At 69.4% G+C, this 21,786-nt stretch carries 17 protein-coding genes and 2 pseudogenes; 9 read left to right on the top strand and 10 right to left on the bottom strand.

The annotated features are described in order from the left end of the window. Window positions 1–18 precede the first annotated feature (18 nt). Window positions 19–959, top strand: a pseudogene (locus tag ACIQAK_RS31045) (LysR family transcriptional regulator). 441 nt (window positions 960–1,400) lie between these two features. On the opposite strand, the gene ACIQAK_RS31040 reads toward ACIQAK_RS31045, so the two are convergent. Beyond that, window positions 1,401–2,357 carry a helix-turn-helix domain-containing protein gene (locus ACIQAK_RS31040; protein WP_366392319.1) on the bottom strand — a complete coding sequence of 319 codons (957 nt, stop codon included), beginning with the start codon at window positions 2,355–2,357 and terminating at the stop codon, window positions 1,401–1,403. A gap of 114 nt (window positions 2,358–2,471) precedes the next feature. On the opposite strand from ACIQAK_RS31040, the gene ACIQAK_RS31035 reads away from it, so the two are divergent. Next, the gene (locus tag ACIQAK_RS31035) at window positions 2,472–2,801 is read left to right on the top strand and encodes an antibiotic biosynthesis monooxygenase (protein WP_366392318.1); all 330 of its coding nucleotides are present in this window, start codon (window positions 2,472–2,474) and stop codon (window positions 2,799–2,801) included. Window positions 2,802–2,951: 150 nt separating this feature from the next. Here ACIQAK_RS31035 and ACIQAK_RS31030 read toward each other — a convergent pair whose 3' ends face one another. Next, window positions 2,952–5,120, bottom strand: a complete 2,169-nt coding sequence (locus ACIQAK_RS31030; RefSeq protein ID WP_366392317.1) for a hypothetical protein — start codon at window positions 5,118–5,120, stop codon at window positions 2,952–2,954. 739 nt (window positions 5,121–5,859) lie between these two features. Here ACIQAK_RS31030 and ACIQAK_RS31025 point away from each other — a divergent pair. After that, window positions 5,860–7,428, top strand: a complete 1,569-nt coding sequence (locus ACIQAK_RS31025) for a cellulose binding domain-containing protein (protein WP_366392316.1) — start codon at window positions 5,860–5,862, stop codon at window positions 7,426–7,428. Window positions 7,429–7,742: 314 nt separating this feature from the next. On the opposite strand, the gene ACIQAK_RS31020 is transcribed toward ACIQAK_RS31025, so the two are convergent. The 7 genes and pseudogenes from ACIQAK_RS31020 to ACIQAK_RS30990 form a co-directional block, all read right to left on the bottom strand. Continuing rightward, window positions 7,743–8,423 carry a response regulator transcription factor gene (locus ACIQAK_RS31020; RefSeq protein WP_366392315.1) on the bottom strand — a complete coding sequence of 227 codons (681 nt, stop codon included), beginning with the start codon at window positions 8,421–8,423 and terminating at the stop codon, window positions 7,743–7,745. Then, window positions 8,423–9,637, bottom strand: a complete 1,215-nt coding sequence (locus tag ACIQAK_RS31015) for a histidine kinase (protein ID WP_366392314.1) — start codon at window positions 9,635–9,637, stop codon at window positions 8,423–8,425. Before ACIQAK_RS31015 ends, ACIQAK_RS31020 begins: the two co-directional genes overlap by 1 nt. A 93-nt stretch (window positions 9,638–9,730) precedes the next feature. Further along, window positions 9,731–10,363, bottom strand: coding sequence for a DUF6518 family protein (locus ACIQAK_RS31010; protein WP_366392333.1), 633 nt, complete (start codon window positions 10,361–10,363; stop codon window positions 9,731–9,733). Window positions 10,364–10,815: 452 nt separating this feature from the next. After that, window positions 10,816–11,241 (bottom strand): cupin domain-containing protein, encoded by a 426-nt coding sequence (locus tag ACIQAK_RS31005; RefSeq protein WP_366392332.1) that lies wholly within the window; start codon window positions 11,239–11,241, stop codon window positions 10,816–10,818. Window positions 11,242–11,307: 66 nt separating this feature from the next. Next, a pseudogene (locus tag ACIQAK_RS31000) lies at window positions 11,308–11,820 on the bottom strand (phenolic acid decarboxylase); the annotation flags it as partial. 104 nt (window positions 11,821–11,924) lie between these two features. Then, entirely contained in the window at window positions 11,925–12,815 is an 891-nt protein-coding gene (locus ACIQAK_RS30995; RefSeq protein WP_366392313.1) for a phosphatase PAP2 family protein, read from the bottom strand. A gap of 56 nt (window positions 12,816–12,871) precedes the next feature. Next, a complete protein-coding gene (locus ACIQAK_RS30990; protein ID WP_366392312.1) occupies window positions 12,872–13,678 on the bottom strand; it encodes a DUF3152 domain-containing protein in 807 nt (268 codons plus the stop codon). A gap of 260 nt (window positions 13,679–13,938) precedes the next feature. On the opposite strand from ACIQAK_RS30990, the gene ACIQAK_RS30985 reads away from it, so the two are divergent. The 3 genes from ACIQAK_RS30985 (at window position 13,939) to ACIQAK_RS30975 (ending at window position 16,710) form a co-directional block, all read left to right on the top strand. Further along, window positions 13,939–14,592, top strand: coding sequence for a response regulator transcription factor (locus ACIQAK_RS30985; RefSeq protein ID WP_366392311.1), 654 nt, complete (start codon window positions 13,939–13,941; stop codon window positions 14,590–14,592). After that, window positions 14,589–15,776, top strand: coding sequence for an ATP-binding protein (locus tag ACIQAK_RS30980; RefSeq protein ID WP_366392310.1), 1,188 nt, complete (start codon window positions 14,589–14,591; stop codon window positions 15,774–15,776). The genes ACIQAK_RS30985 and ACIQAK_RS30980 overlap by 4 nt, the downstream gene beginning before the upstream one ends. Before the next feature lie 53 nt (window positions 15,777–15,829). After that, window positions 15,830–16,710 (top strand): IS5 family transposase gene (locus ACIQAK_RS30975; protein ID WP_366392309.1). Its coding sequence is split into 2 segments (ribosomal slippage): window positions 15,830–16,196 and window positions 16,196–16,710, totalling 882 coding nucleotides; the frame shifts between segments, so codons are not numbered across the junction. Between the two features lie 243 nt (window positions 16,711–16,953). Here the strand turns inward: ACIQAK_RS30975 and ACIQAK_RS30970 are convergent. Then, on the bottom strand, window positions 16,954–17,739 hold the full coding sequence (locus ACIQAK_RS30970) for a hypothetical protein (RefSeq protein ID WP_366392308.1): 786 nt from the start codon (window positions 17,737–17,739) through the stop codon (window positions 16,954–16,956). Window positions 17,740–18,085: 346 nt separating this feature from the next. Here ACIQAK_RS30970 and ACIQAK_RS30965 point away from each other — a divergent pair, with 346 nt between their 5' ends. The 3 genes from ACIQAK_RS30965 to ACIQAK_RS30955 are packed head-to-tail and all read left to right on the top strand — an operon-like array spanning window position 18,086 to window position 21,781. After that, window positions 18,086–19,144: a sugar ABC transporter substrate-binding protein gene (locus ACIQAK_RS30965; RefSeq protein ID WP_366392307.1), complete on the top strand. Its 1,059-nt coding sequence runs from the start codon at window positions 18,086–18,088 to the stop codon at window positions 19,142–19,144. A gap of 38 nt (window positions 19,145–19,182) precedes the next feature. Then, window positions 19,183–20,748 carry a sugar ABC transporter ATP-binding protein gene (locus ACIQAK_RS30960; RefSeq protein WP_366392306.1) on the top strand — a complete coding sequence of 522 codons (1,566 nt, stop codon included), beginning with the start codon at window positions 19,183–19,185 and terminating at the stop codon, window positions 20,746–20,748. Beyond that, window positions 20,741–21,781, top strand: a complete 1,041-nt coding sequence (locus tag ACIQAK_RS30955; protein ID WP_366392305.1) for an ABC transporter permease — start codon at window positions 20,741–20,743, stop codon at window positions 21,779–21,781. Before ACIQAK_RS30960 ends, ACIQAK_RS30955 begins: the two co-directional genes overlap by 8 nt. Window positions 21,782–21,786: the final 5 nt, after the last annotated feature.

The following is a 21,786-nucleotide window of genomic DNA, read 5'->3' as shown; positions in this document are numbered from 1 at the left end:
GGGAAGTACGGTTTCTCGGTGATACCCAGAAATTCGGCGGCTGGGTTGCCGTCAGGTGCGACGCCGGTGACGGATCTGAATTTGCTGCGCACCTTCCTGGCGGTCTACCGTTCCGGCTCGTTCACCGCCGCCGCCGGGCTCCTGGGCCTCTCGCAGCCCACGGTGACCACCCAGATCCGTGCTCTGGAACGGCAGATGGGCCGCGAACTCTTCGAGCGTCTCCCGCGCGGAGCCGCCCCGACCGCCGGGGCCCACGACCTCGCCGCCCGTGTCGCCGTACCCCTCGACGTACTCACCGCCGCGACCAGGTCCGAGAACCGATCCGACCGCCAGGCCGCACCCGTCCATCTGGCCGGCCCGGCCGAACTTCTCTGCACCCGTGTCCTGCCGGCCCTCGCCCGGCTCGTCGTGGAAGGCCTGCAGCTGCGAGTCACCCCGGGCCTGACCGAACCGCTCCTCGACGAGCTGCGCGCCGGCCGCCACGACTTCGTCATCGCCACCTACCGGCCGCGCGGGCGTGCCCTGACTTCCGTACCCCTCCTCGACGAGGAGTCGTCCTGGTCGCCGCCCCCGCCTGGGCCGACCGCGTCACCGACCGGCTGGCCGTGGAGGGACCGGCGGCACTGCACGCCGTTCCCCTCGTCACCTACGCGGAGGACCTGCCCATCGTCCGCCGCTACTGGCGCCACGTTTTCGGCACCCGGCTCTCCCGCCCCGCCGCCGTCACCGTCCCCGACCTCCGCGGAGTCCTCGCCGCCGTCACCGCCGGAGCCGGCTTCACCGTCCTGCCGCGGTACCTCTGCCACGACGAGCTCGCCGACGGCACCCTCGTCCCCCTGCACGAGCCCGACGACCCACCCATCAACACCGGCTATCTCGTCCAACGTCCCGGTTGGCCGGGCAACCCCGACGTCGCCCGGGTCCGCGACCTGCTGATCGACACGGGACGGACCTGGTAACCCGGCGAGCACCTCTGCGCCGAGGCCGTCGACCGCTTGTCGCCGGCTCCGCCGTCGACGAGAGACCCCACCGCCGGACGATGTCACCGCGGCCGCGTCACCTTCTGGGCCGCTGCGAGTTCTTCGCGCGCCTGGTCGAGCCCGGGTGACGACTCGGCCGTGGCGCGGACGGGCGGACCGGCGGGTGGGGACAATTCCTTCACGACATGCAGACCGCGGCCATCGCCTGTCTGGGCGCGGCCTGCAGCGTTGCGTTCGTGACGAGAGGTTCCTGTCGCCACCAGGTCCGGGCGCTCGCGGCCCAGGCCCTGGGCGCCCACCAGGCACGTTCCGAACTCATGGCTCAAGCCCGGCAGAATCCACGCAGCATGGCGTGAGGAGGATGAGCCATCCGCAAAGGTGCTCGACGACGCCTGAATCCGGGTCAGGCGCTGCTCCGGTTCAGCCGCGCAGCCGCCCCGGCGTCGTGTCGAGTCGCCGGCGCAGGAGCGTGCTGAGCGTGGAGGGGTTCTCGTATCCGACGCGGCGGGCGATGGTTTCGGTGCTCAGGTCGGTGGTGCGCAGGAGGTGGCAGGCCTGTTCCAGTCGGAGGTTCTGAGCGAATCGCAGAGGCGATATGCCGAGCGCCGTGTGTATGGCTCGCTGGAGGGAACGTTCGCTCGTGCCGACCGCGCGAGCGGCGTCGGCGATGCTCAGCGGTCGGCTCATGTTCCGGCGCACCCAGCGTTCGAAGGCGCTGACGGTCGGATCGGTACGGGCCAGGTGGCTGGGGATGACGTAGCCGGCCTGGCTGGGCCGGTCGTCGACCACCATGTAGCGGGCTGTGAGATCGGCGAGAGCGGGGCTGGTCCGCCGGACCAGGTCGAGAGCGAGGTCGAGGTGGGCCATGGCCGCGCCGGCGGTTGTCACCCCGTCGGCATGGGCGAGCATATGGCTCTCCTCCAGCACCACACGGGGGTAGGCCTGACGGAACGCGGACGCCAGCCACCAACTGGTGGTGGCGGTGAGGTCGTCCAGGACCCCGGCTTCGGCCAGGAGGAACGTGCTGGTGCAGGCGGCGGCCAGCGGAATGGCCTCGGCCCGGGTGCGCCGCAGCGTCTCGCGCTCGGGCCGGAGGTCGGCGGAGGCGACCCACCGGAGCAGGGGTGCGGGCTTCTTGGGTCCCGCTCCGGGCATCACCAGCAGATCAGGGCGCGGGGCGTCGCCGGGCGGAACGGCATCGATGACGTGGCCGTTGGCACTGCCCACGGCACCCCGTGGGCTGACCAGTGTCATGTCCCAGCTCGGTGGGGGGTGTTGCAGTTCCCCTCGCAGTTCGTTGGCCATGTGCAGCACGTCCATGACGGCCGCCAGCCCGGAGTCGAATACCTGGTCGGTGACAAGGAGCGAGACCTTCATGTCGGGAACGGTAAAGCATCCGGCGGATCCGCCACTGCCGCGCGGTGCGCGTACGTCCGTACGGTCATCACATCGCACCAGCGACACCCCAGCACCATGACAGGAGCAACCACGGTGACCACCGCATCCGCATCCACTCCCGACAGCACGCGCGTCGGCCTGCTCGCCCGTATCGAAGCCCTTCCCCAGCACGTCGGCGACGTGGAGGAACTGCTCACCGGCGCTCTTCGGCTGGCTGTGGAGGAGACGGGCACCTCTGTCTGGTTCGCGCTGCGTCTGAGCCCCACCACCTTCGGGATCTTCGACGCGTTCGCCGACGACGAGGCCCGAACCGCTCACCTCCAGGGCAAGATCGCGGCAGCACTCATGGGGAAGGCTCCCGAGTGGCTGGCCGAGGCGCCGGAGATCCTGCCCGTCGACATCCTGGCCGCGAAACTCGCCTGAGGGTCCCTCCCCGGTGTCCACGGCACGGCGTGTCCCGGAATGCCGCCGACGAGGTGGGAGACGGGCCCCGTACCACGGCACCGGAACGCGAGAGCCCCCTTCCGGTGCCGTAGTACGGCACCGGAAGGGGGCACGCCGGGAATCAGCGGATCAGCGGGCGTCGATCAGGCTGTACGTCCGCCCGTCGGACAGACCGGTGACCTTGACGCTCGTGGCCGCGAGCGGTCGGTTCCACGGCCCGCGGACCGCACCGAACCCGGTCCACTGGCCGTTGGCCGCACGAAGCGTGTGCCAGGTGTTGCCGTCCAGGCCGACGGCGACGAGCTGGGCGGAGCCGTCGGGCAGAGCGGTCATCGAGAGCGCTGTGGCCTGCATCGCCTCACCCGGCTTCCACTCCGGCGTGTTCCAGCGGGAGTTGACGGCCTGCCTGTTCTGGGTCATGTGCCAGACTTTGCGGTCCTGGCCGATGGCAGCGATCTGGAGGGTGTAGTCCGGCGTCGCGGTGATGGAGAGGTCGCTTCCGGCGAAGGTCTGGGCGCCGCCGACTCCGGGAATGACCTGCCACCCACTCTGGTCCCAGATGCCGTTCATGTACCGCTCGGTCAGGCGCATGGCGCCGTCCCTGCCGTACACGAGCACCTTGACCGAGTTGTTCGCCAGCCCGGTGACGGCCACGTCCTTGGCCTTCATGACGGCCTTGCCGCCGTCCCAGACACCTGACCAGCCGGTCTCCTGCCAGGAGCCGTCCGGCCGGCGCAGGTTGTGCAGCAGGTTGCCGTCCCTGTCGACGGAGAACGCCTGGAGGGTGCCGTTGGGCGTGCTGGTCAGCGCGAGCGGACCGCCGTTGAGCTTGTCGTCCACCGCGTCGGTGTTGACCCGCCTCCAGCCCTGCCAGGAGCCGTTGGTGAAGCGGATGTTGTGGTAGAGGCGCTTGTCGTTGCCGTACGCCATGAACTGGAGGTCGCCGTTGGGCATGGCGGCCACCGCCCGCTCACCGCCCGCGAACTCCAGCGAGCCGTAGGCGCCGGGCAGGGCCTGGGCTCCGCTCCAGCTCCCGTCGGCCAGGCGCTCGGTGCCCACCAGCGTGCCGGGCGCCGTGGTCGGGGTGTTGTTGGCGATGATCGCCGCGCTCATGTCGCCCGAGCCGATGAGCGTGCCGTTGGCCCGGTATCCGCCCATGTTGATGAAGTCGAGCTGCACGATGTTCGTGTTGTGCGCGACGTCGGAATGGCGCCAGGGGCCTTCCAGCTTCTCGAGGAGCTTGATGTTGTGCTCGCGGGCCAGGTAGAGCATGTAGGCCAGGCCGCCGGGCTTGTAGTTCATGCCGTTGGTGACGACGTCGGCCGCCGCGTCGGGGATGGCGAGGGTGGAGTCGACGTTCCCCGAGAGCGTGAAGAACTTGCCCGGGTCGCCCGCGTTGGTGCGAAGGACGTCATCGTTCTTCTTGATCGCCGTGCGACTGATCAGGTCGATCGCGGGGTTCGAGGCGGAAGGGTTCTTGAGCGCCTCCTTCATGAGGCCGCCCCAGTCCTTGTTCTCGACGTAGCTGTCACGGCTGTCCGCCAGGCTGCCCGGCCAGGCCCACACGTTGTCCGTGATGTTTCTGCTGTCGAGCAGGACGACGTTGGCCCCGGCCGCCATGAACTGGTTGTACGTGGATGTCGGCGACAGCTCGTTCCTGTTCGCCATACGCGAGGTGCCGATGTTCGCGCCCAGCAGTTCCACGGCCTGGCGGTAGTCCTCGACAGCGGTGTCCCGGCCGTCGGAGGGATCCTGGTCCGCCGGGACCGAGGTGCGCAGGTCGATCGTGACGACCTCTTCCGGGTGGTCCCGGAGCCATTGGGCGATCTCGTTGATCTCGCCCTTACGGCCGGTGGCGGGATCGTCGAAGAACAGGCCACCCAGCGGACCGCCGTGGTAGGTGTACCACTTGCCGTTCTGCTTGCACAGGCGCAGATCGAGATAGCGCGAACCGACGTCGAGCTGCTGCTTGATGGAACCGAGCTGCGTGATCGAGATCGCGGCGGCGATCTGCGGGTGCTCCCTCGCCAGCTTGGCCTCGCTGGCGGTGTCGCAGACACCCGACTGGTCGGTGATGCTCCAGGAGCCCGCGTCGTGGCTGCCCGGCATCACGATCTTGTTGAGCGGCCGGTCACCGATGACGTCGCTGACCTGGCTCATCCAGCGGGGCAGAACAAGACTGTCCGGATTGATCGCGTCCGCGGAGGCGCCCGGTGCGGCAGCTGCCGGCGAGCCGGAGAGGCCGGTGACGGCCAGCCCGACGGTGAGCGTCGTCAGTGCCAGAGCCGCTGATGCCATGCGGCGGGATAAAACTTGACGGGTCATGTGTCTGCGCCGTTCTTTCTCAGGTCGAGTGATCTGGAGGGGGCACCAGGCCGCTGGTGATCGCGGCGGTACAGCCCCCGTCCGCGTTCCGGGCCAGGGGAAGGTGGCTCCCGGCTTCGAGAATGTACTCATCGGTAGGCCTCGATGACAGTCGTGACCGTTTCCGTTCGTTCCCGTGAAGGCGGTGTGCCGATCGGTGATTCCGAACGGCGACAGGGGGTTGAAAATCTTTTTCGCAGCTCAGCGGCATGGACACCCGGTCGGCGGCCCCGTCCTCGCCCGTCCACGTGAGCGTCTCCAAATGCGCGTCATACGTGAGCATTTGAGACGGCCGGGCTCCGCCTCCGCCACGACGCTGTCCGCTGCCCGGCCGCCCTGGCCCGTAGGCCGCGACGGACAGGGCGGGATTCCTGGCGCCGGGCCGCTCGGCCGGTGGACAGCGGGAACCCGGTTGATCCGGTGGCAAGCGGCGCACGAGGACCTGCGCCGGGTGGAGGGCGGCACCGGCCACCACCCGTGCCGCGGACGCCGGGTGGCAGGTCAGCAGCCTTGGCCGGCCGTCGGACCGACCTTGTTTCGGTCACGCGGTCGTGGCAGTGTCGGCTCTGAATACGACACGCCCAGTGCTCTGGCGAACCTCGGCGTGCAGTGACTTCCTCTGCCACCGCGTAGGTGGTCATTGCGCTCTCCCCACGGCCATGGAAGAGGACTCTTGTCGCAGTCGCTCGCTCCCGGTTCAGCGGCCCGCCGCTCCGTCATCGTCGCCTCACGTCCCATTCCGGACATCGGCCGCCGTCTGTGGGACGACGAACCCAGCCCCGTCGACACCTACGCGGGCCTGTGCACGTGCACACCCGATGCCGCGCGGGAACTCGCCTCGCAGGCGCAGGAGAGGCCGCCGGCCGCGCCGTGGGGAGAATCCTCCTGTGCTGATGAACTCCCCACGGTCCCCGCGGCGCTCAACGCGGTCCTGGGCACGGCCATGGAGCTGGCCTCCTTCCCCGACGGCGTCTCGCTGCTCTCCCCGGAGCTGCTGAACTGGGTGGAGGAGAGCGGTGGGCAACCCCTCCCGTGGCAGTCGCCCACGGAGTCCCTCGCTCTGCGCAGCCTGCGTGCGATGGACCCGCTCGACAGCGAACTGCTGTGGTGGAGCTGTGTCGAGGGGCTGTCGGACGCGGTCATCGCCGGGCGCCTGGGTGTGGCCCCGGCCGATGTGTCGAGCGACGTCGTGCGCGTGAGGGCCGACTTCCGGGAGCAGGGCTGGCTGCTGCACCACCTGCAGCTGGAGAGTCCCGTCTGCCTGTCGTACGCGGGCCTGCTGGATGCCACCGCGAGGCAGAGCGCCCAGGCCACTCCGTCGGACCTGCTGGATCACCTGGGAAGGTGTTCCGTCTGTGCCGGGGCCTTCGAATGCCTGAGCGTGGCCAACGCCCTCCTGCCCGACGTCATCGCCGATGCGGCTCTTCGGTGGAGCGGCTCCGCCTACGTGGCCCGCAGGCGGGGGCAGTTGTCGCGGCGTTCCGCGAGTGCGGCGCAGCGGCCCCCGGGCTCCCGCAGGCGCCCGACGCGGGGCTGCGGCATCCGGACCGGCAGGCACCCGGCGCTGAAGGCGGCCGCGGCCGGTGTCGGCATCGTACTGCTGGGAGGTGCGCTGAGCCTGCTGGGGAGTGGTACGGCACCGGAGGACGAGCGGCGTGACACTTCCACCGCTCAGCCCGAGAGCTGGGCCGGCATCACCAGCGGCGAGAGCGTGCCTGGTGGGCGGAGAGTGGTGGCCCAGCAGCCGGTGGAACCCGAGCGGTCCGCGCCCGCGTCGGCGGAGAAGGACTCGCCGCCCCCGTCCCCCGGCGGAGACCGCGAACCCTCCGGCCGGTCCGGTGCCGAACCGTCCGGCGATGCCTCGGCCGGCCCGTCTCCCGATGAGGAGAGCAGGAAGCAGGAGCCACCTCCGCCGCCCGCCTGCTCGGCCGCACTCGACGTGCGGAACCGATGGAACGAGGGCATCGAAGCGGACCTGGGCATCGTGCCGCGGACCTCCCTGGGCGCGGGCTGGAAGGTGACCTTCCGGGTGCCGGCCGGAGCGAGGATCGAGGTCTGGAACGGGGCCGTGACGAAGGAGGGCGGTCTCGTCACGGTGACCGCGGCGACCTACAACACCACCGTGCCGGAGAACGGCACTCTCACCATCGGGATGGTGGTGGCTTTCGACCACGACGACGCCTACATCCCCGACGCCTGGGTCTCCGATGTCAAGGTCAACGGCGGCTCCTGCTCGCTCTGAGCGCCTGGGGGGGGACCCCTACGGGTTCGGTCGGGCTGATCGGGCGGGTTGGGGCCCGGTCGCGTTTCGCGTTCTGCTGCGCCGCGATGCCCGTACGAGCCGGCGAACTCCGTCTTCTGCCGGGAGATGGTGGTCCGCTTCCGGCAGCGGGGGCGGCCCTGTGTGCCCATGAACACGTGCGCCACCTCCCGAGCGGAACAGGCGGGGCACGCGGTCACGTCACGGACGCGGTGGAAGACCTTGGCCCGGAACTCGTCGGCGCATACGACGCGGGCGCCACCGGCGCCCGCGGGCCCGCTGGTTACAGGCTCTCCTCAAGCAAGGCCGTGCTCATGGGCAAACACCACGATCTGCACTCGGTCGCGCAAGCCGAGTTTACGCAGGATGGATCCGACGTGAGTCTTGACCGTCGACTCTCCGGCGAAGACACTGCGCGCGATCTCAGCGTTGCTCAAGCCTTGGGCGACAGCGACGAAAACCTCCTTCTCCTTGTCCGTCAAGGTGGCGAAGGCGGTTGGCACCGGGGTCGTCGCGCGGACCTGGTGTTCCATGAGGGCGATGAGGTCGGCCGGGGCGAGAACCGCGTGCCCCGCGTGCACAGTTCGAATGGCATTGCACAACTGCAGCGGAGTGGCTTCCTTCAGGAGGAATCCGCTGGAGCCATGGCGGATGGCGGTCGCGGCCTGATCGTCGAGATTGAACGTGGTGAGCATGACGACTCTGACGGGGTGAGCGCGACTGATCATGCGGGAGGGTAGGAAGATCTGTCGTGTGGCTTCGACGCCGTCCATGCCCGGCATGCGAATGTCCATGAGGACCACGTCGGGTTGGTGCTCGTCGACCAGGCGGACCGCTTCGTGTCCGTCGGCGGCGGTGCCGACGACGCTCATGTCCGGCTGGGCCTGCACCATCACCTGCACTCCCTCGCGGAAGAGCCGCTGATCGTCGACGAGTAGGACCTCGATGTCGCGGGCCGGGCCGTCGAGCCGCCTCATCAAGGAGCCTTCCGTAGCGGAATCCACGCCATGAGTTGGAACTCCTCGCCCTCGCTGCCCGCTGCCCGCTGAATGTCCAGCCTTCCACCCACCGAACCGAGGCGTTGCCGCATGCCGAGCAGCCCCAGCCCCAGCCCGGGCCCCGGTCCGGAGGATGCGACGGACATCGGCTCGGTGGCGATCACGTTGCGTACCTGGACGCGCAATTCATGCTCCCCGAGTCTTTGCGGCCAGTGCTGGTCCAGACGGATCGGGGCGCTTCTGCGGCCATGTTTGACAGCGTTGGTCAACGATTCCTGCAGTACGCGCAACACCACGTTCCGCGTACCGGTTCCCATGGGACACTCTGTGCCGTGCTCGGTATGGATGACTTCCTGGCCTGCCGCGCGCACTGCGGTCAGAATGCCGTCCAGACGTTCCATCTGTCCGACGTCCGACGGGACACCGGTCAGCACGCGGCGCACATCCTGCAGCGATTGTCGGGCCGATGCCGCGATGTTTTCCATGATCCTGTTCATGTTCGCACGCGCGTTCCCGTCGTCGGGAAGGTACTGAGCCGACTCAGCCTGCGCAAGGATGACCGCCAGTGAATGACCGACCACGTCATGCACATCCCTGGCCAGACGCGCCTGCTCCTCCTGGAGTGCTGCGATCTCCAAGGCCTGGGTGCGCTCGACGTGCGCTCGTTCCGTGTCCGCCTCGGCGGATTCCTGCGAGCGCCGCGCGATGCGGGCTCGCTCCCCGAAGCGGACCGTGAGCCCGGCGAGCCAGGGCAGTCCCAGGAGCATCAAGGCGGTGACCACCAGGACGTACGCCCAGTTCTCCCCGGACGGGTTGAGCCAGGCGCTGAGCCCGTCGAGGGAGCCGACGAGCGGCAACGGGATACCAGCGGCAGTGTGCTGCAGAACCAGACCGGCGGCAAAGGGTACAGACAGGCCGCTCAGCCACACCGTCGCCCGTCCTCCCCACCGGGCACAGCTGAAGAGGACACTCACCTCAATGACTTGGATGAGCAGGAACGGGGCGGTAGCCAGAACCTGAGCCATGATCATCAGTACCGCCAGCGCGAGCGCCGCTCCGGGGGCACGTCGACCCCCGCCGACCACCGCCGCCGTCCCCACGACCAGCAGAAGCTGTCGGCTGTCGGCCGGGAACGGAGCCGACCAGGTCACCTCCAGCAGCCCCAGAAGAAGCACGCCCAGACCGAAGGCCACGTCCGGGGCACAGGTCCGCCGGAGCCAGGGGACACTCAAGCCAATTCTCCCTTCGTACCGGGGCTTTGAGGCGCCGGATCGGGTTCGGACAACTCAGAAAACGATCATCTCCATACCCTGAAAGACAACTGCGTAGGCGCACAACGCCAGTAGCACGGCTACCGAGAGCATCAACGCCCGCTCGCGATTGTCCCGCGTCATTCCCAGAGGCAGCCCCATCATGAGTACCGCACACACCCAGGCCTGCGGCATATATTGCAGCACGAAGGCGTAGTGGACGGCTTCCGCGCCGAATACACCAGCCAATGCGGCGCACCCCACGACACGGCGCTTGAGACTGCCGCGTCGCCACCATGACCCGGCGGCACCGAACAGCGGCCCGGCCACGAGCGCCATGGACAACCACAACAGGACGACTGGCAGATGGCCCATGCCACCACGACCGAATTCAGCGAACCCGTAGTAGCCGGCGACCAGCCCCACTTCCGAGGCCAGCCCTCCGGCCATCGCCACCCGCACGCGCCGGTCCGCCAGTACCACACCCGCAACGAAGGCGACCGCCGACCAGACTGCCCCCGAGTTGACGATATTGTTCCAAGCCCCTGGCAGCCAACCCTGTGCCAGGTTCGTCATAACACCCAACACGAGTCCGGCACCAAGACACCCGGCGATCCTTCGAAGCGTCAAACGGTCCAACGGCACGGGTACAAGTACGCGCCTCTCCATCGTGATCATGCAAGACTCATCTTTCTCCAGCGACCGGCAATGACGTCCCGGCACACATCGGATTTCCGTGCAATCGGGCATGCACTCACGGTCCCGATTCGTGGACTGCTCTGCCTCCACCTCAAGGACAGAGGATCGGCACCTGCGGTGGAGGGGACGGCAGATGATGGATCTTGCCGTTGTCCCGGATCCGGCCGGAGGACGCAACGGCGTCCGTGGAATGACGTGCGCCCAGGCCGGCAGCCGGCCCCGCAACAGCACCGTCGTCACACCCCAGCTCGGTGCCGGCTGCCCCGGGACGCATGAGAACTGGACATGACTGCTCACCGTGGCCGTTCATATCCACGCGATCACATCGCTCCCCACAGCGTGGAGCGGCGCTATGGGCTGGGGTCGGGCGCGCGACCCGACGGACCGTGCCCCACCCGGCTGTCCTTCGACGAGGACCCCGGTCACTCCTCGTCGACCATGCGGACGCCGTTCGCGGCGGGCAGGTGGGTGAACTCGCTGTCCCAGCGTTCCCCTATCTCCCGGAGCTGTTCCGGGCTCGGGGAGCCGCCGGTGGCAGCGTTCAGGTCGGCCATTTCCGCGAAGAAGCCGTCCATGGCCGGGGAGGCGATGAAGAAGAAGGTCACCGGCATGTCGCCGGTGTTGTACGGACGGTGAACCGCGCCGCGCGGCACCAGGGCGTAGTCTCCCGGGCCCAGGGACAGGGTGCTCCCATCGACATCGAGGGTGAGTTCACCGGCCGTGACATGGAATGCCTCTTCGTGCTCGTGGTGCACATGGGGCGGCGGACCGGGAGCGTGCGGGGCATGCGTGTACTCGATCAAGGAGTATGCGCCCTGGGTGTCGTCCGCTCCGAGCTTGACGGTCATCGGTCTGCCGGTAGGGCCGGGGAAAGCCCTGCCGGCGTCGGCCGGGACGACGACAGGATCGCCCACGGTGCGGTCGGCGAAGCCTGGGGGGAGGTCGGCGGGGGCGGCGGAGATGACGTCCTCGTCGTTCTCACCGACGCGCTCGATCAGGGTGATCCTCGCGAAGTACGGGAGGACCTCGATCGGATAGGTGGGGCCGTCGTCGCGCAGGGCGCGCATCTCCTCCAGGTGCTCGTTCTGGAAGACGGCGGTCCGGCCGGCGTCCAGCTGGATCCAGCGGGGGAAGAAGATGGTGCCGTGCACGACACGCCTGGCCGGCAGGAGGTTGACGACCACACAGGTGCCCGTCGGTTCGTTCCACGAGACCTTGTAGACGTCGTCGGCGAGGCGCACCAGGTCGACCGCCTGGTCCTTGACCCAGCGGCCGCCGACCATGCCGCTGTGGACGCGGTAGTCGATGGTGCGGGCGTTCTTGACGTACATCTCGTACCGCCACCCGCTGGTGTAGGTGTAGATCAGCCGGTGCCCCACGATGCCGGACAGATCCTGCGTCGGAAGGGGGTCTTCAGGGGTGTCCATGGAAGGCTCCTCGGTGCTGACGACGGGCATCGGCCCGGTCCCCCGACACTCTTATGGTGTGGTGGGGCCGCCCTGCACGCACGGCGGGGCCCTCCCCCGGCCCGCTACCCGGTGATCGGCGAACGCCCCTCGGCGTGTGTCCGTGCCGCCCGGCCCGGCGCGGCGGGGCGGCAGAAGCGGTGGTGGGCGAGAAGTACGGCGGCGGCGCAGGGTGCGGCGGCGCTCACGACCACCGGGTAGCCCGGGCCGGGCTGCGATTCCGACACCCACCACAGGGCGACGGCGGCCGCCGCGAGAACGCAGAGGGACATCATGGGCGGGTTCCATCGCACCGCGGCGATGTCCTTCTCGGCGGGTACGAGCAGCGCCGCGAGGAAGACCCAGAGAAGGGACAGGGTCGCGCCCATCAGGATGTCGGACGGGCGGTGCCAGCCCGCGGCCTGCACGGAGTACGCCGTCACGGCCGCCACCGCGACTCCTGCCGCAGCCGCGATGTACCGCAAGGCCGCCGGGCAGACGACCAGGGCGACGAGCGCCACGGAGGTGGCCATGGTGGCGTGTCCGCTGGGGGCGCTGTTCTCGGCCGACAGACCGACTCCGTACGAGTTGTCGAGGAGCGGGCGGGGCAGCAGCTCCTTCAGAACAAACGCCGTCGCGGCGGACCCGGTCAGTGTCACCAGGCCCCACAGGGCCAGACGCGGCTTCCTGCCCACCAGCGGGATCAGCAGCAGGACGCCTCCCCAGACCGCTGCTTGGCCGACCGGGAGAATCGCGGGGGCCGGGGAGACCGGGAGCACAGGAGCGGTGGGAACAGGCTCCACGCCGGCGGTGGCGGCGGGTACCCGGTCCCGCTGGAACAGCTCGTTCTCCATCTCCTGTCCGAACTGGGTCCAGATGGCGAGAGAGTAGACGACGGCGAGGAACAGGGCCGCGAGAGCCGCCGCGACGAGCTCTCTCCTGCTCTTCGCCCTGGCTGAACGGATACCGGTGAGCATCTGGTCCTTCCTTTCCGGGAGACGGGTTCGGTGCGCGGCTGCCGTTTCGGGAAGGTTCACGGGACCCGGGGGCCGTCGATGAACGTGCCCGCTTTGTCGTGGACCCACGGGTTGGCCACGCATCCCTTGAGGCCCTTGATCTGCTGCATCATCGCGGGCGCGGGTTTTCCGGGCCCAGGGCAGCCGCGGTGTCCGTAGCCCAGTACGTGGCCGGCCTCGTGGTTGATGATCAGCGCCCGGTAGTCGTGCGGGCGGCCTTTGTACTGGTCGCTGAGTTCGACCCAGCGGCGGACGTTGACGATGAGGTCCGGGGCGTTGGCGCAGTTGAGTTCGCCGCCGGTGTCCAGGCCCCAGGCGCCGCACAACGCATCGGCCGTCTTCGGGGAGGCGATCTGGACCACCATGTCGTAGGGGGGTTCGGCGACGTGCTGGAAGGATGCGACTGCCCGGCGGGTCCAGCCCCGGTCGTCGCGCAGGACCCGGTCGATCTCAGCGGCCACGGCCGCGGAGTCCAGGCCGGTGCCGTCCTCCAGTTTCACGCCGTAGCGGATGAGCTTTCCGCCCTGCCCGGCGCGACCGCTCGCCGGTGTGGCCCAGGTGAAGGTGCCCGGCCCCTTCTCCAGGTACGGGGTGCGGCCGGAGCCGCGGGCGGGGTTGTGGGACCTCGCGTCACCGTCACCCGCCTTGGGGCGGGGGCCGGGGCGGGGCGGGGCCGAGGCGACGGGCGAGGCCGTCGCCGGTTTCTTGGCCCGGGGGCCCGCGGTGTCGGCGGCCGGCGGGTCAGGCGTACGCAGGACGCCGGAGCCGTACACCGCGACCAGGCCGATGCCCAGGGTCACCGCGAGGTACAGAGCCGCGATCACGCGTCGGCGGCGGGGCCGGGCGTTCTCACGGTGCCGAGGGGCTCTGCGCGCCCGGTGCCCGTTCCGGGTTCGCCGTGCGTGGCGGGTCCTCCCCCGGGAGGGGGCCTGATGAGCGGACATACGTGGTCCTGACTGGTGCGGGGCTGCGAGAAACACGGTCAGTACACGCGGAAGGGTGTGAAGCCCCGGTGAGCCCGGGGACTCACGTTGCCTTAACACCCCCTCCGAATACTGGGGAGACCACAGCGGAAGGCGGAGTCATGAGAGTGCTGGTGGTGGAGGACGAGGAGATGCTCGCGGGGGCGATCGCCGAAGGGCTGCGCGACCAGGGCATGGCGGTCGACGTGGTCCACGACGGCGAGGCCGCGATGGACAGGCTCGGCGTCCACACCTACGACGTCGTCGTCCTCGACCGTGATCTACCCAGGCTCCACGGTGACGAGGTGTGCCGGCGCACGGCCGGCGCGGGCGGGGAGACGAGGATTTTGATGCTGACCGTCTCCACCACGGTCACCGAGCGGGTCGAGGGCCTGGGGCTCGGCGCCGACGACTACCTCGCCAAACCCTTCGCCTTCGCCGAGCTGGTCGCGCGGATCCACGCCCTCGGCCGCCGCTCGCGGCCGGCCGCGCCCCCGGTCCTGGAGCGGTCCGGCATCCGGCTCGATCCGCACCTGCGCCAGACCTTCCGCGACGACAAGTACATCCCACTCTCCCGTAAGGAGTTCGCCGTGCTGCAGGAGCTGCTGCGGGCCGAGGGCGCTCCCGTGTCCGCGGAGGACCTGCTGGAGCGTGCGTGGGACGAGCACGTCAACCCCTTCACCACGGTCGTCCGGGTCACCATGCGCTCCCTGCGCCTCAAGCTGGGCGCCCCGGTCATCGAGACCGTCACGGGCGTCGGGTACCGCATCCCGTGAACCGGACCGTGACCCGGGGCAGCCTCCGCTTCCGCCTCACGGCGGTGTTCGGCCTCATGTTCTTCCTCGCGGGCGCCGCGATCTTCACAGGGGCGCTCATCCTCGTGGGCAACAGCATGGAGTACACGCTGAGGCTGCCCTTTCCCGGCGTCCTCCAGCTCGATCCGGGTGCTGCGAGCCCCCGGGCACCGAAGGCGACCGGTGGACCCGCCCTACCGTCGGCCCTCCCGAGGATCGTCATCGACGCGGCGTCGCGGGAGACCGTCCTGGCTTCCATGCAGGCGAACCTGATGGTCAAGGGCGGGCTGACCGTGCTCGCCGTCGGCGTCGCGGCCACCACCATGGGCTGGCTGGCCACCGGCCGGCTGCTGCGTCCCCTGAACCGGATCACGTCGACCGCGGAACGCGTCGCCGGCCGTACGCTCCAGCAGCGCATCGACCTCGACGCGCCACCGGGCGAGGTGAAGCGGCTCGCCGACTCCTTCGACAGCATGCTGGACCGGCTGGACCAGGCGTTCGCGGGCCAGGACCGGTTCATCGCCAACGCCGCGCACGAGCTGAAGACACCGCTGGCGGTGGGGCGCACGCTGGTGGAGGTCGCCGTCGCCCGCCCCACGGCCTCCGCGGACGTCAAGCGGCTCGGCGAGAACCTGCTCGCCGTGAACGAACGCCACGAGCGGCTCATCGACGCGCTCCTCACCCTCGCCCGGGCGGAGAACGCCGCGACGGACCGTCTGCCCGTCGATCTGACGGAGGTGGCCGGCGCCGTGGTGCAGCACATGGACCAGGAGATCCGGCGCAAGAGCCTGCGCATCCGGCTGACACTGGAGTCGGCTCCGGTCACCGGCGATCCCCTGCTGCTGGAGCAGCTGATCCGCAACCTCCTCGACAACGCCGTCAAGTACAACCTCACCGGCGGAGAGCTCGACGTCCGCACCGGTACGACGGCGGCGGGCGCGTATCTGAGCGTCGGCAACGACGGCGTTCCCATCGCCGCGCACGAGATTCCCGTCCTGTTCGAACCGTTCCGGCGGCTGACCGACCGGGTCGGGTCCACCCGCGGCAGCGGCCTGGGCCTGTCGATCGTCCGGGCCGTCGCACACACCCACCAGGGGGACGCCGTGGCCATGCCGCGTGCGGACGGGGGACTGACCGTGACGGTGACCCTGCCCACCGCGCCCTAGGCAGCGTCCGGCGGATCATGTGACCTTCTGACCGGTCGCTCGTTGGTTCGGGCATGGGGCGGGGGGATCTGACAAACCGCGAGTGGTCGTTACTGGAGCCGCATCTGCCACCTCTGGGTGGCCGGGGCGGGCGGTGGAACGACCACCGCATCGTGGTCAACGGGATCCTGTTCCGGGTCCGGACCGGTGTCCCGTGGCGTGACCTGCCGGAACGTTACGGCTCGTGGAAGACCGTCTACGAACGGCATCGCCGCTGGTCGGCGGACGGCACCTGGGACCGGATCCGGCAAGCGGTCCAGGCCGACGCCGCCCTGGCAGGGAGGATCGACTGGTCGATGGTCGGTGTCGACTCGGCATCCTGCCGGGCCCATCAGCACGCGGCCGGCGCCCGCAAAGCCCGTCCGCGGATCCCGAAAAAGGGACGACGCCCCGGCACCACCGCCCCGACGAGGGACTCGGACGGTCCCGGGGCGGCCTGACCTGCAAGATCCACCTCGCCGGCGAAGGCGGCTGCCGCCCCATGGCCCTCCTGCTCACGCCGGGTCAGTGGGGCGACGCCCCGCAGATGGTCGACGTCCTGGACCGGATACGGGTTCCCCGGCCGTTGGGCGGACGGCCCCGCACCCGGCCGGACCACGTCAGCGGCGACAAGGCTTACAGCTCCCGCCGAAATCGCCGCTACCCGCGAAGCCGCCACATCCGGCACACGATCCCGGAACCGAAGGACCAGCGGGCCGACCGCCGCCGCAAAGGCAGAGAAGGCGGAAGACCAACCGGCTTCGAACACGACCACTACCGGCGCCGCAACGAGGCCGAGCGGACCATCAACCGGCTCAAGAACTCCCGCGCGGTCGCGACCCGTTACGACAAGCGGGCCTACGTCTTCCACGGCACCGTCACCGCCGCAGCGATCCGACTCCGGCTCCGCCAGTGATCCGCCGGACAGGACCTAGCGCGGGGCGGACGGTGAGCGCTCGCCGGACTGCGTACTCCTCCCGCGCGCGCCGCCGCGGAGCAGGCGCGCGCACAGGCGAATGTCCGTACGGGTCCGGTCATGGCAAGCACCGTAATGCTCAGGACCGGCGCGGCACCGCTGAGCGGAGAATTTCGTTCTGGAGCATGAACATCGGAGCCGTCGTCCATGGTCCTTCGCGGCGTGCGAAAGCGCCTGCCCGTTCTACTGCGGGACGCCGACGTAGCGGTATCCGTCGGTGCCGTTGGCGGCGAGTTCCCGCCAGACACCGTAGCCGTACAGCGCGGCTTCGAGTGCCTTGCCCGAGTCGTGCACCAGGATGCGATGGAATCCCTCTCCGTCCGGCTCCATCAGGAAGTGCCTGAGAGTGAAGCGGGAATCCGGCGGCATGGTGATCAGCGCATCTCCCTCGCCCTTGCCCCGGTCCAGCGGTGGCGCGCTGTCGGGGTCGGCCGGCCGGTGGCCGAGCGCGGCGATGGGGCCCTCCACGTCGGCCAGGGACCGCTCGGGGTCGAGGGACCGCACGATGCCCTCGGTCAGCGGCCTGAGGGCCAGGATCCTGCGGACCGCGTCAGCGGTGGCGAACGACGAACGCTCCACCCCCGAGCCGTCGTCGAACATGACCGTCGCCGGCGACGGCGCGATCAGGTCGGCCAGTACCGAGTCGGCGCAGTCGCCGCCCCACGGCCCGGCCGGGGAGGCCTGCCTCAGGGCTTCGGCCGTCCGCCACGCCGGGTCACCGGGAAGCCGCCACATCACCGCGGAGACGTACGGCAGGTCGTCGTCGTCCATCTCCGCCTTCCCGTTCCAGAGGCAGGAGCGCAAGGTGTCGGGGACCTCCGCGAGGACCGCCTTCCACAACGTGTTCGTCCTCTCCGCCCCCTCGTACGGCGGGAAGCCCGCGTCCGTGTCCCACAGGAAGATCACGGCACCGTCGTCCTCGTGGAGATGCACCTGCAACCAGCGCTCGGCCGTGTCGCTCGTGAGCATCGCGCCCTTCTTACCGGCACAGTCCGACGGCGCGAAACCCGGATCGATCCCGTTCTCGTCCATGGCCACCGTGGAACACCCCGACATTCGGCACCCGGCCCCGCCCGGCCGTCCTCGACGGTGACAGCGCGCAGTCCCGGCTATTGATGGGAGGTGTCGCCCCCCTTGAGGCGACACCGTGGCAGCAGATCACCGAGATAGTCCGAAATTATGAGCAATTCGTCGGACACCATGGACACGAGCCCAGCGATGCCGTTTACATACATCCCATCTCTGGACGAGGGATACACCCGCGTAACGGCTGCGAGATCTTCGCTCGTCCCCACCTGTCAGTGCGAGGTAACCCATGAGGCTCAGAACTGTCCTGTCAGCCGTCTCCGCTCTCTCCGCCATGGCGCTGCTCGGCGCCTGCGGCGGAGGTTCATCGGGCTCCTCGGCGGGCGGCGCCGCGCTGGTCGGTGTCGACTACCCCCGTTCCGACACCGATTTCTGGAACTCGTACATCAAGTACACGCCCGAGTACGCCAAGGAGCTCGGGCTGTCGCTCAAGACCACGAACTCGCAGAACGAGGTCGCCAAGCTCACCGCCAACGCGCAGACCTTCATCAGCCAGGGCGTCAAGGGGCTCGCGATGGCCCCCCAGGACACGGCCGCCATCGCGCCGACCCTGGCGCAGCTGGAGGCGAAGAAGATTCCGGTGGTCACGGTGGACACCCGCCCCGACAACGGCAAGGTCGCGATGGTGGTCCGCGCCGACAACCGCGCGTACGGCGAGAAGTCGTGCCAGTTCCTCGGCACCAAGCTCAAGGGCAAGGGCAAGGTGGTCATGCTGCAGGGCGGCCTCGACTCCATCAACGGCCGTGACCGCACCGAGGCGTTCAACGCCTGCATGAAGAAGAACTACCCCGGCATCACGGTGTTCGGCGAGGCGACCAACTGGGACGGCGCCGTCGCGGCGCAGAAGCTCCAGACCAGGCTGACCGCCCACCCGGACATCAAGGGCGTCTACATGCAGTCCAGCTTCGCGCTCTCCGGCACGCTCCAGGTCCTCAAGCAGAAGAACCTGCTGGTCCCGCCCACGGACAAGAAGCACGTGTTCGTCGTGTCCAACGACGGCATCCCCCAGGAGCTGAAGCACATAGCCGAGGGCAAGATCGACGCCACGGTCTCCCAGCCCGCCGACCTCTACGCCAAGTACGCCCTCCACTACCTGAAGGCGGCGATGGACGGGAAGACGTTCAAGCCCGGCAAGACCGATCACGGGAGCAACATCATCAAGGTCCGCGAGGGCCTGCTGGAGGACCAGCTCCCCGCTCCCCTCGTCACCGCCGACGGCGGCACCTACGGCGGCGTGCCCAGTCTCAAGAGCGGCGACACCTCTCTGTGGGGCAACAACCTCAAGTAAGGCGGGGCCGAACCCATGGCGATGACAAGGCGGTTGAGATGGACCACGGACAGCGAGAGCTGAGCCCCGAGTCCACGGCGGCGGACGGCGCGGGAGCCCTGGCGGACCCGCCCGCCGTCGAAGCGACGGGCATCATCAAACGATACGGGCCGACGGTGGCGCTCAACGGCGCCCGGATCACGGTCAGACGCGGCGAGACACATGCGCTCGTGGGGCGCAACGGAGCGGGGAAGTCGACCCTGGTGTCCGTACTGACCGGCCTGCAGGCGCCGGACGAGGGGACGGTCACCTTCGACGGACAGCCCGCCCCCCGGCTCACGGACCGCGACGCCTGGCGCCGGCGCGTCGCCTGCGTCTACCAGAAGTCCACCATCATTCCCACGCTGACGGTGGCGGAGAACCTCTTCCTGAACCGGCACGACCGCAACCGGGGCCGGCTGATCAGCTGGAACGGTGTGCGCCGTCGCGCACGGGATCTGGTGTCGTCGTGGTCGCTGGACGTCGACCCCCAGACCCCGGCGAGCGACCTCTCCGTCGAGCAGCGGCAGTTCGTCGAGATCGCGCGGGCGCTGTCCTTCGGGGCGCGCCTGATCATCCTCGACGAACCCACCGCGCAGCTCGACGCGGCGGCGATCAGCCGGCTCTTCGACAGAATCCGCGATCTGCAGGAGCAGGGCGTCACCTTCCTGTTCATCAGCCACCACCTCCAGGAGGTCTACGACATCTGCGACATGGTGACGGTGTTCCGGGACGCTCAGCACGTCATCAGTGGTCCGGTGGCCGAGCTGCCCCGAACCGAGCTGGTCGCCGCCATGACCGGTGAGGCCGCCGCAGGCAGCCGCGCCCGGCGGGCCGGCCGGGTCGACACATCCGTTCCGGCCGCGCTGACGGTGACGGGGCTCGACGACGGCCGTGCCTACCGGGACGTGACGTTCCAGGTGGGCGCCGGAGAGGTCGTCGGGCTGGCCGGGGCCACGGCCAGCGGACGGACCGAGGTGGCGGAGACCGTCGTCGGACTGCGTGCCGCCGGCTCGGGCGCGGTGGAGATCGCCGGCAACCGCCCTCGGCCCGGGAGCGTTCCCGCCGCCCTCGCCGCCGGCGCCGGATTCGTCCCGCAGGACCGGCATCACCAAGGTCTGGTGGCCGGCATGTCGATCGCGGACAACACCACCCTGTCCGTGCCGGCCAAGCTGGGGTCACGCGGATTCATCAGCCGCCGCCGGCGCGACCGGCTCGCCGGGGACATGATCCGCAACCTGGCGATCAAGACGCAGGACCCCGAACTGCCGGTCTCCGCGCTGTCCGGCGGCAACCAGCAGAAGGTCGTCCTGGCCCGCGCCCTGGCGGACGATCCGCGGCTGCTGGTCCTGATCAACCCCACGGCCGGAGTGGATGTGCGCTCCAAGGAGTTCCTCCTCGACAAGATCGAGGAGACGGCCGACGCGGGCGCGGGCGTGCTCATCGCCTCCGACGAACTCGACGACCTGCGGATGTGCGACCGGGTCCTGGTGATGTTCCAGGGCCGGGTGACCGCCGAAATCGCGTGTGGCTGGCACGACCACGACCTGGTGGCCGCCATGGAAGGAGTAGACCTCGATGCCTGAGATCCTCGTGAAGGCCCCCCCGGCGGAGACCGCCCCGACGGCCGCCAAGAAGCTCGTCCTGCTCGGTGGCCGGATACGGCTGGCCCGGTTGCGCGACCTGGCCCTGGTGCCGGCGATCATCGTGATCGCGATCGTCGGTCAGATCGTCACCCCGGTCTTCCTGCAGACGGACAACCTCCTCAACGTCCTGCAGACCATGTCCGAGATCGCGCTGCTGGTCCTCGCCCAGGCCATGGTCCTGATCGTCAAGAAGATGGACCTGTCGCTGGAGTCCACCATGGGCCTCGCGCCCGGGGTGGCGGCCTGGCTGGTGGTCCCGGTGGGGGCCGGCCACGGTCTCGGGCTGCTCCCCGGTGGCTGGGCGGTTCCGGTCACGCTGGCCGTCGGTGTCCTCATCGGTGTCATCAACGCCCTGCTGATCATCCGGTTCGGCCTGAACGGCTTCATCGTCACCCTCGGCATGCTGATCGTGCTGCGCGGCGTCCTCACGGGCATCTCCGGCGGCCAGACGTTCTTCCAGCTGCCGTCCTCCATGCTCTACCTGGGCACCGCCGTATGGGCCGGGGTGCCCGTCTCGGTCTGGCTCTGCCTGACCCTCTTCGCCATCGCCGTGGTCGTCCTGGGCTGGACCAGCTTCGGCCGCTCGCTGTACGCGATCGGCGGCAACGTCGACGCGGCGAAGGCGGCCGGTATCCGCACGGACCGGGTGCTGTGGACCGTCATCGTCGTCGGCAGTCTGCTCGCCGCCGTGGCCGGCCTGCTGCTGTCCGGCCGGCTTGCCTCGGTCGCCTCCGGCCAGGGTGACGGCTACATCTTCACCGTCTTCGCGGCGGCTGTCATCGGCGGCATCAGCCTCAACGGCGGCAAGGGGACCATGTTCGGTGCCTTCACCGGCATCCTGCTGCTCTTCATGATCCAGAACGTACTCACCCTGGCCGGGGTGCCCGCGCAGTGGATCGGCGCCCTCAACGGCCTGATCATCCTCGTCGCCCTGATGATCTCGCGTATCACCGGCGGGAAAGTCCAGGACTGATCCAC

It is taken from the genome of Streptomyces sp. NPDC088706 (assembly GCF_044752765.1).
GTDB lineage: Bacteria > Actinomycetota > Actinomycetes > Streptomycetales > Streptomycetaceae > Streptomyces.
Note: the sequence above shows the minus strand (reverse complement) of the source record. Positions and strands in the feature narration are given on the sequence as shown.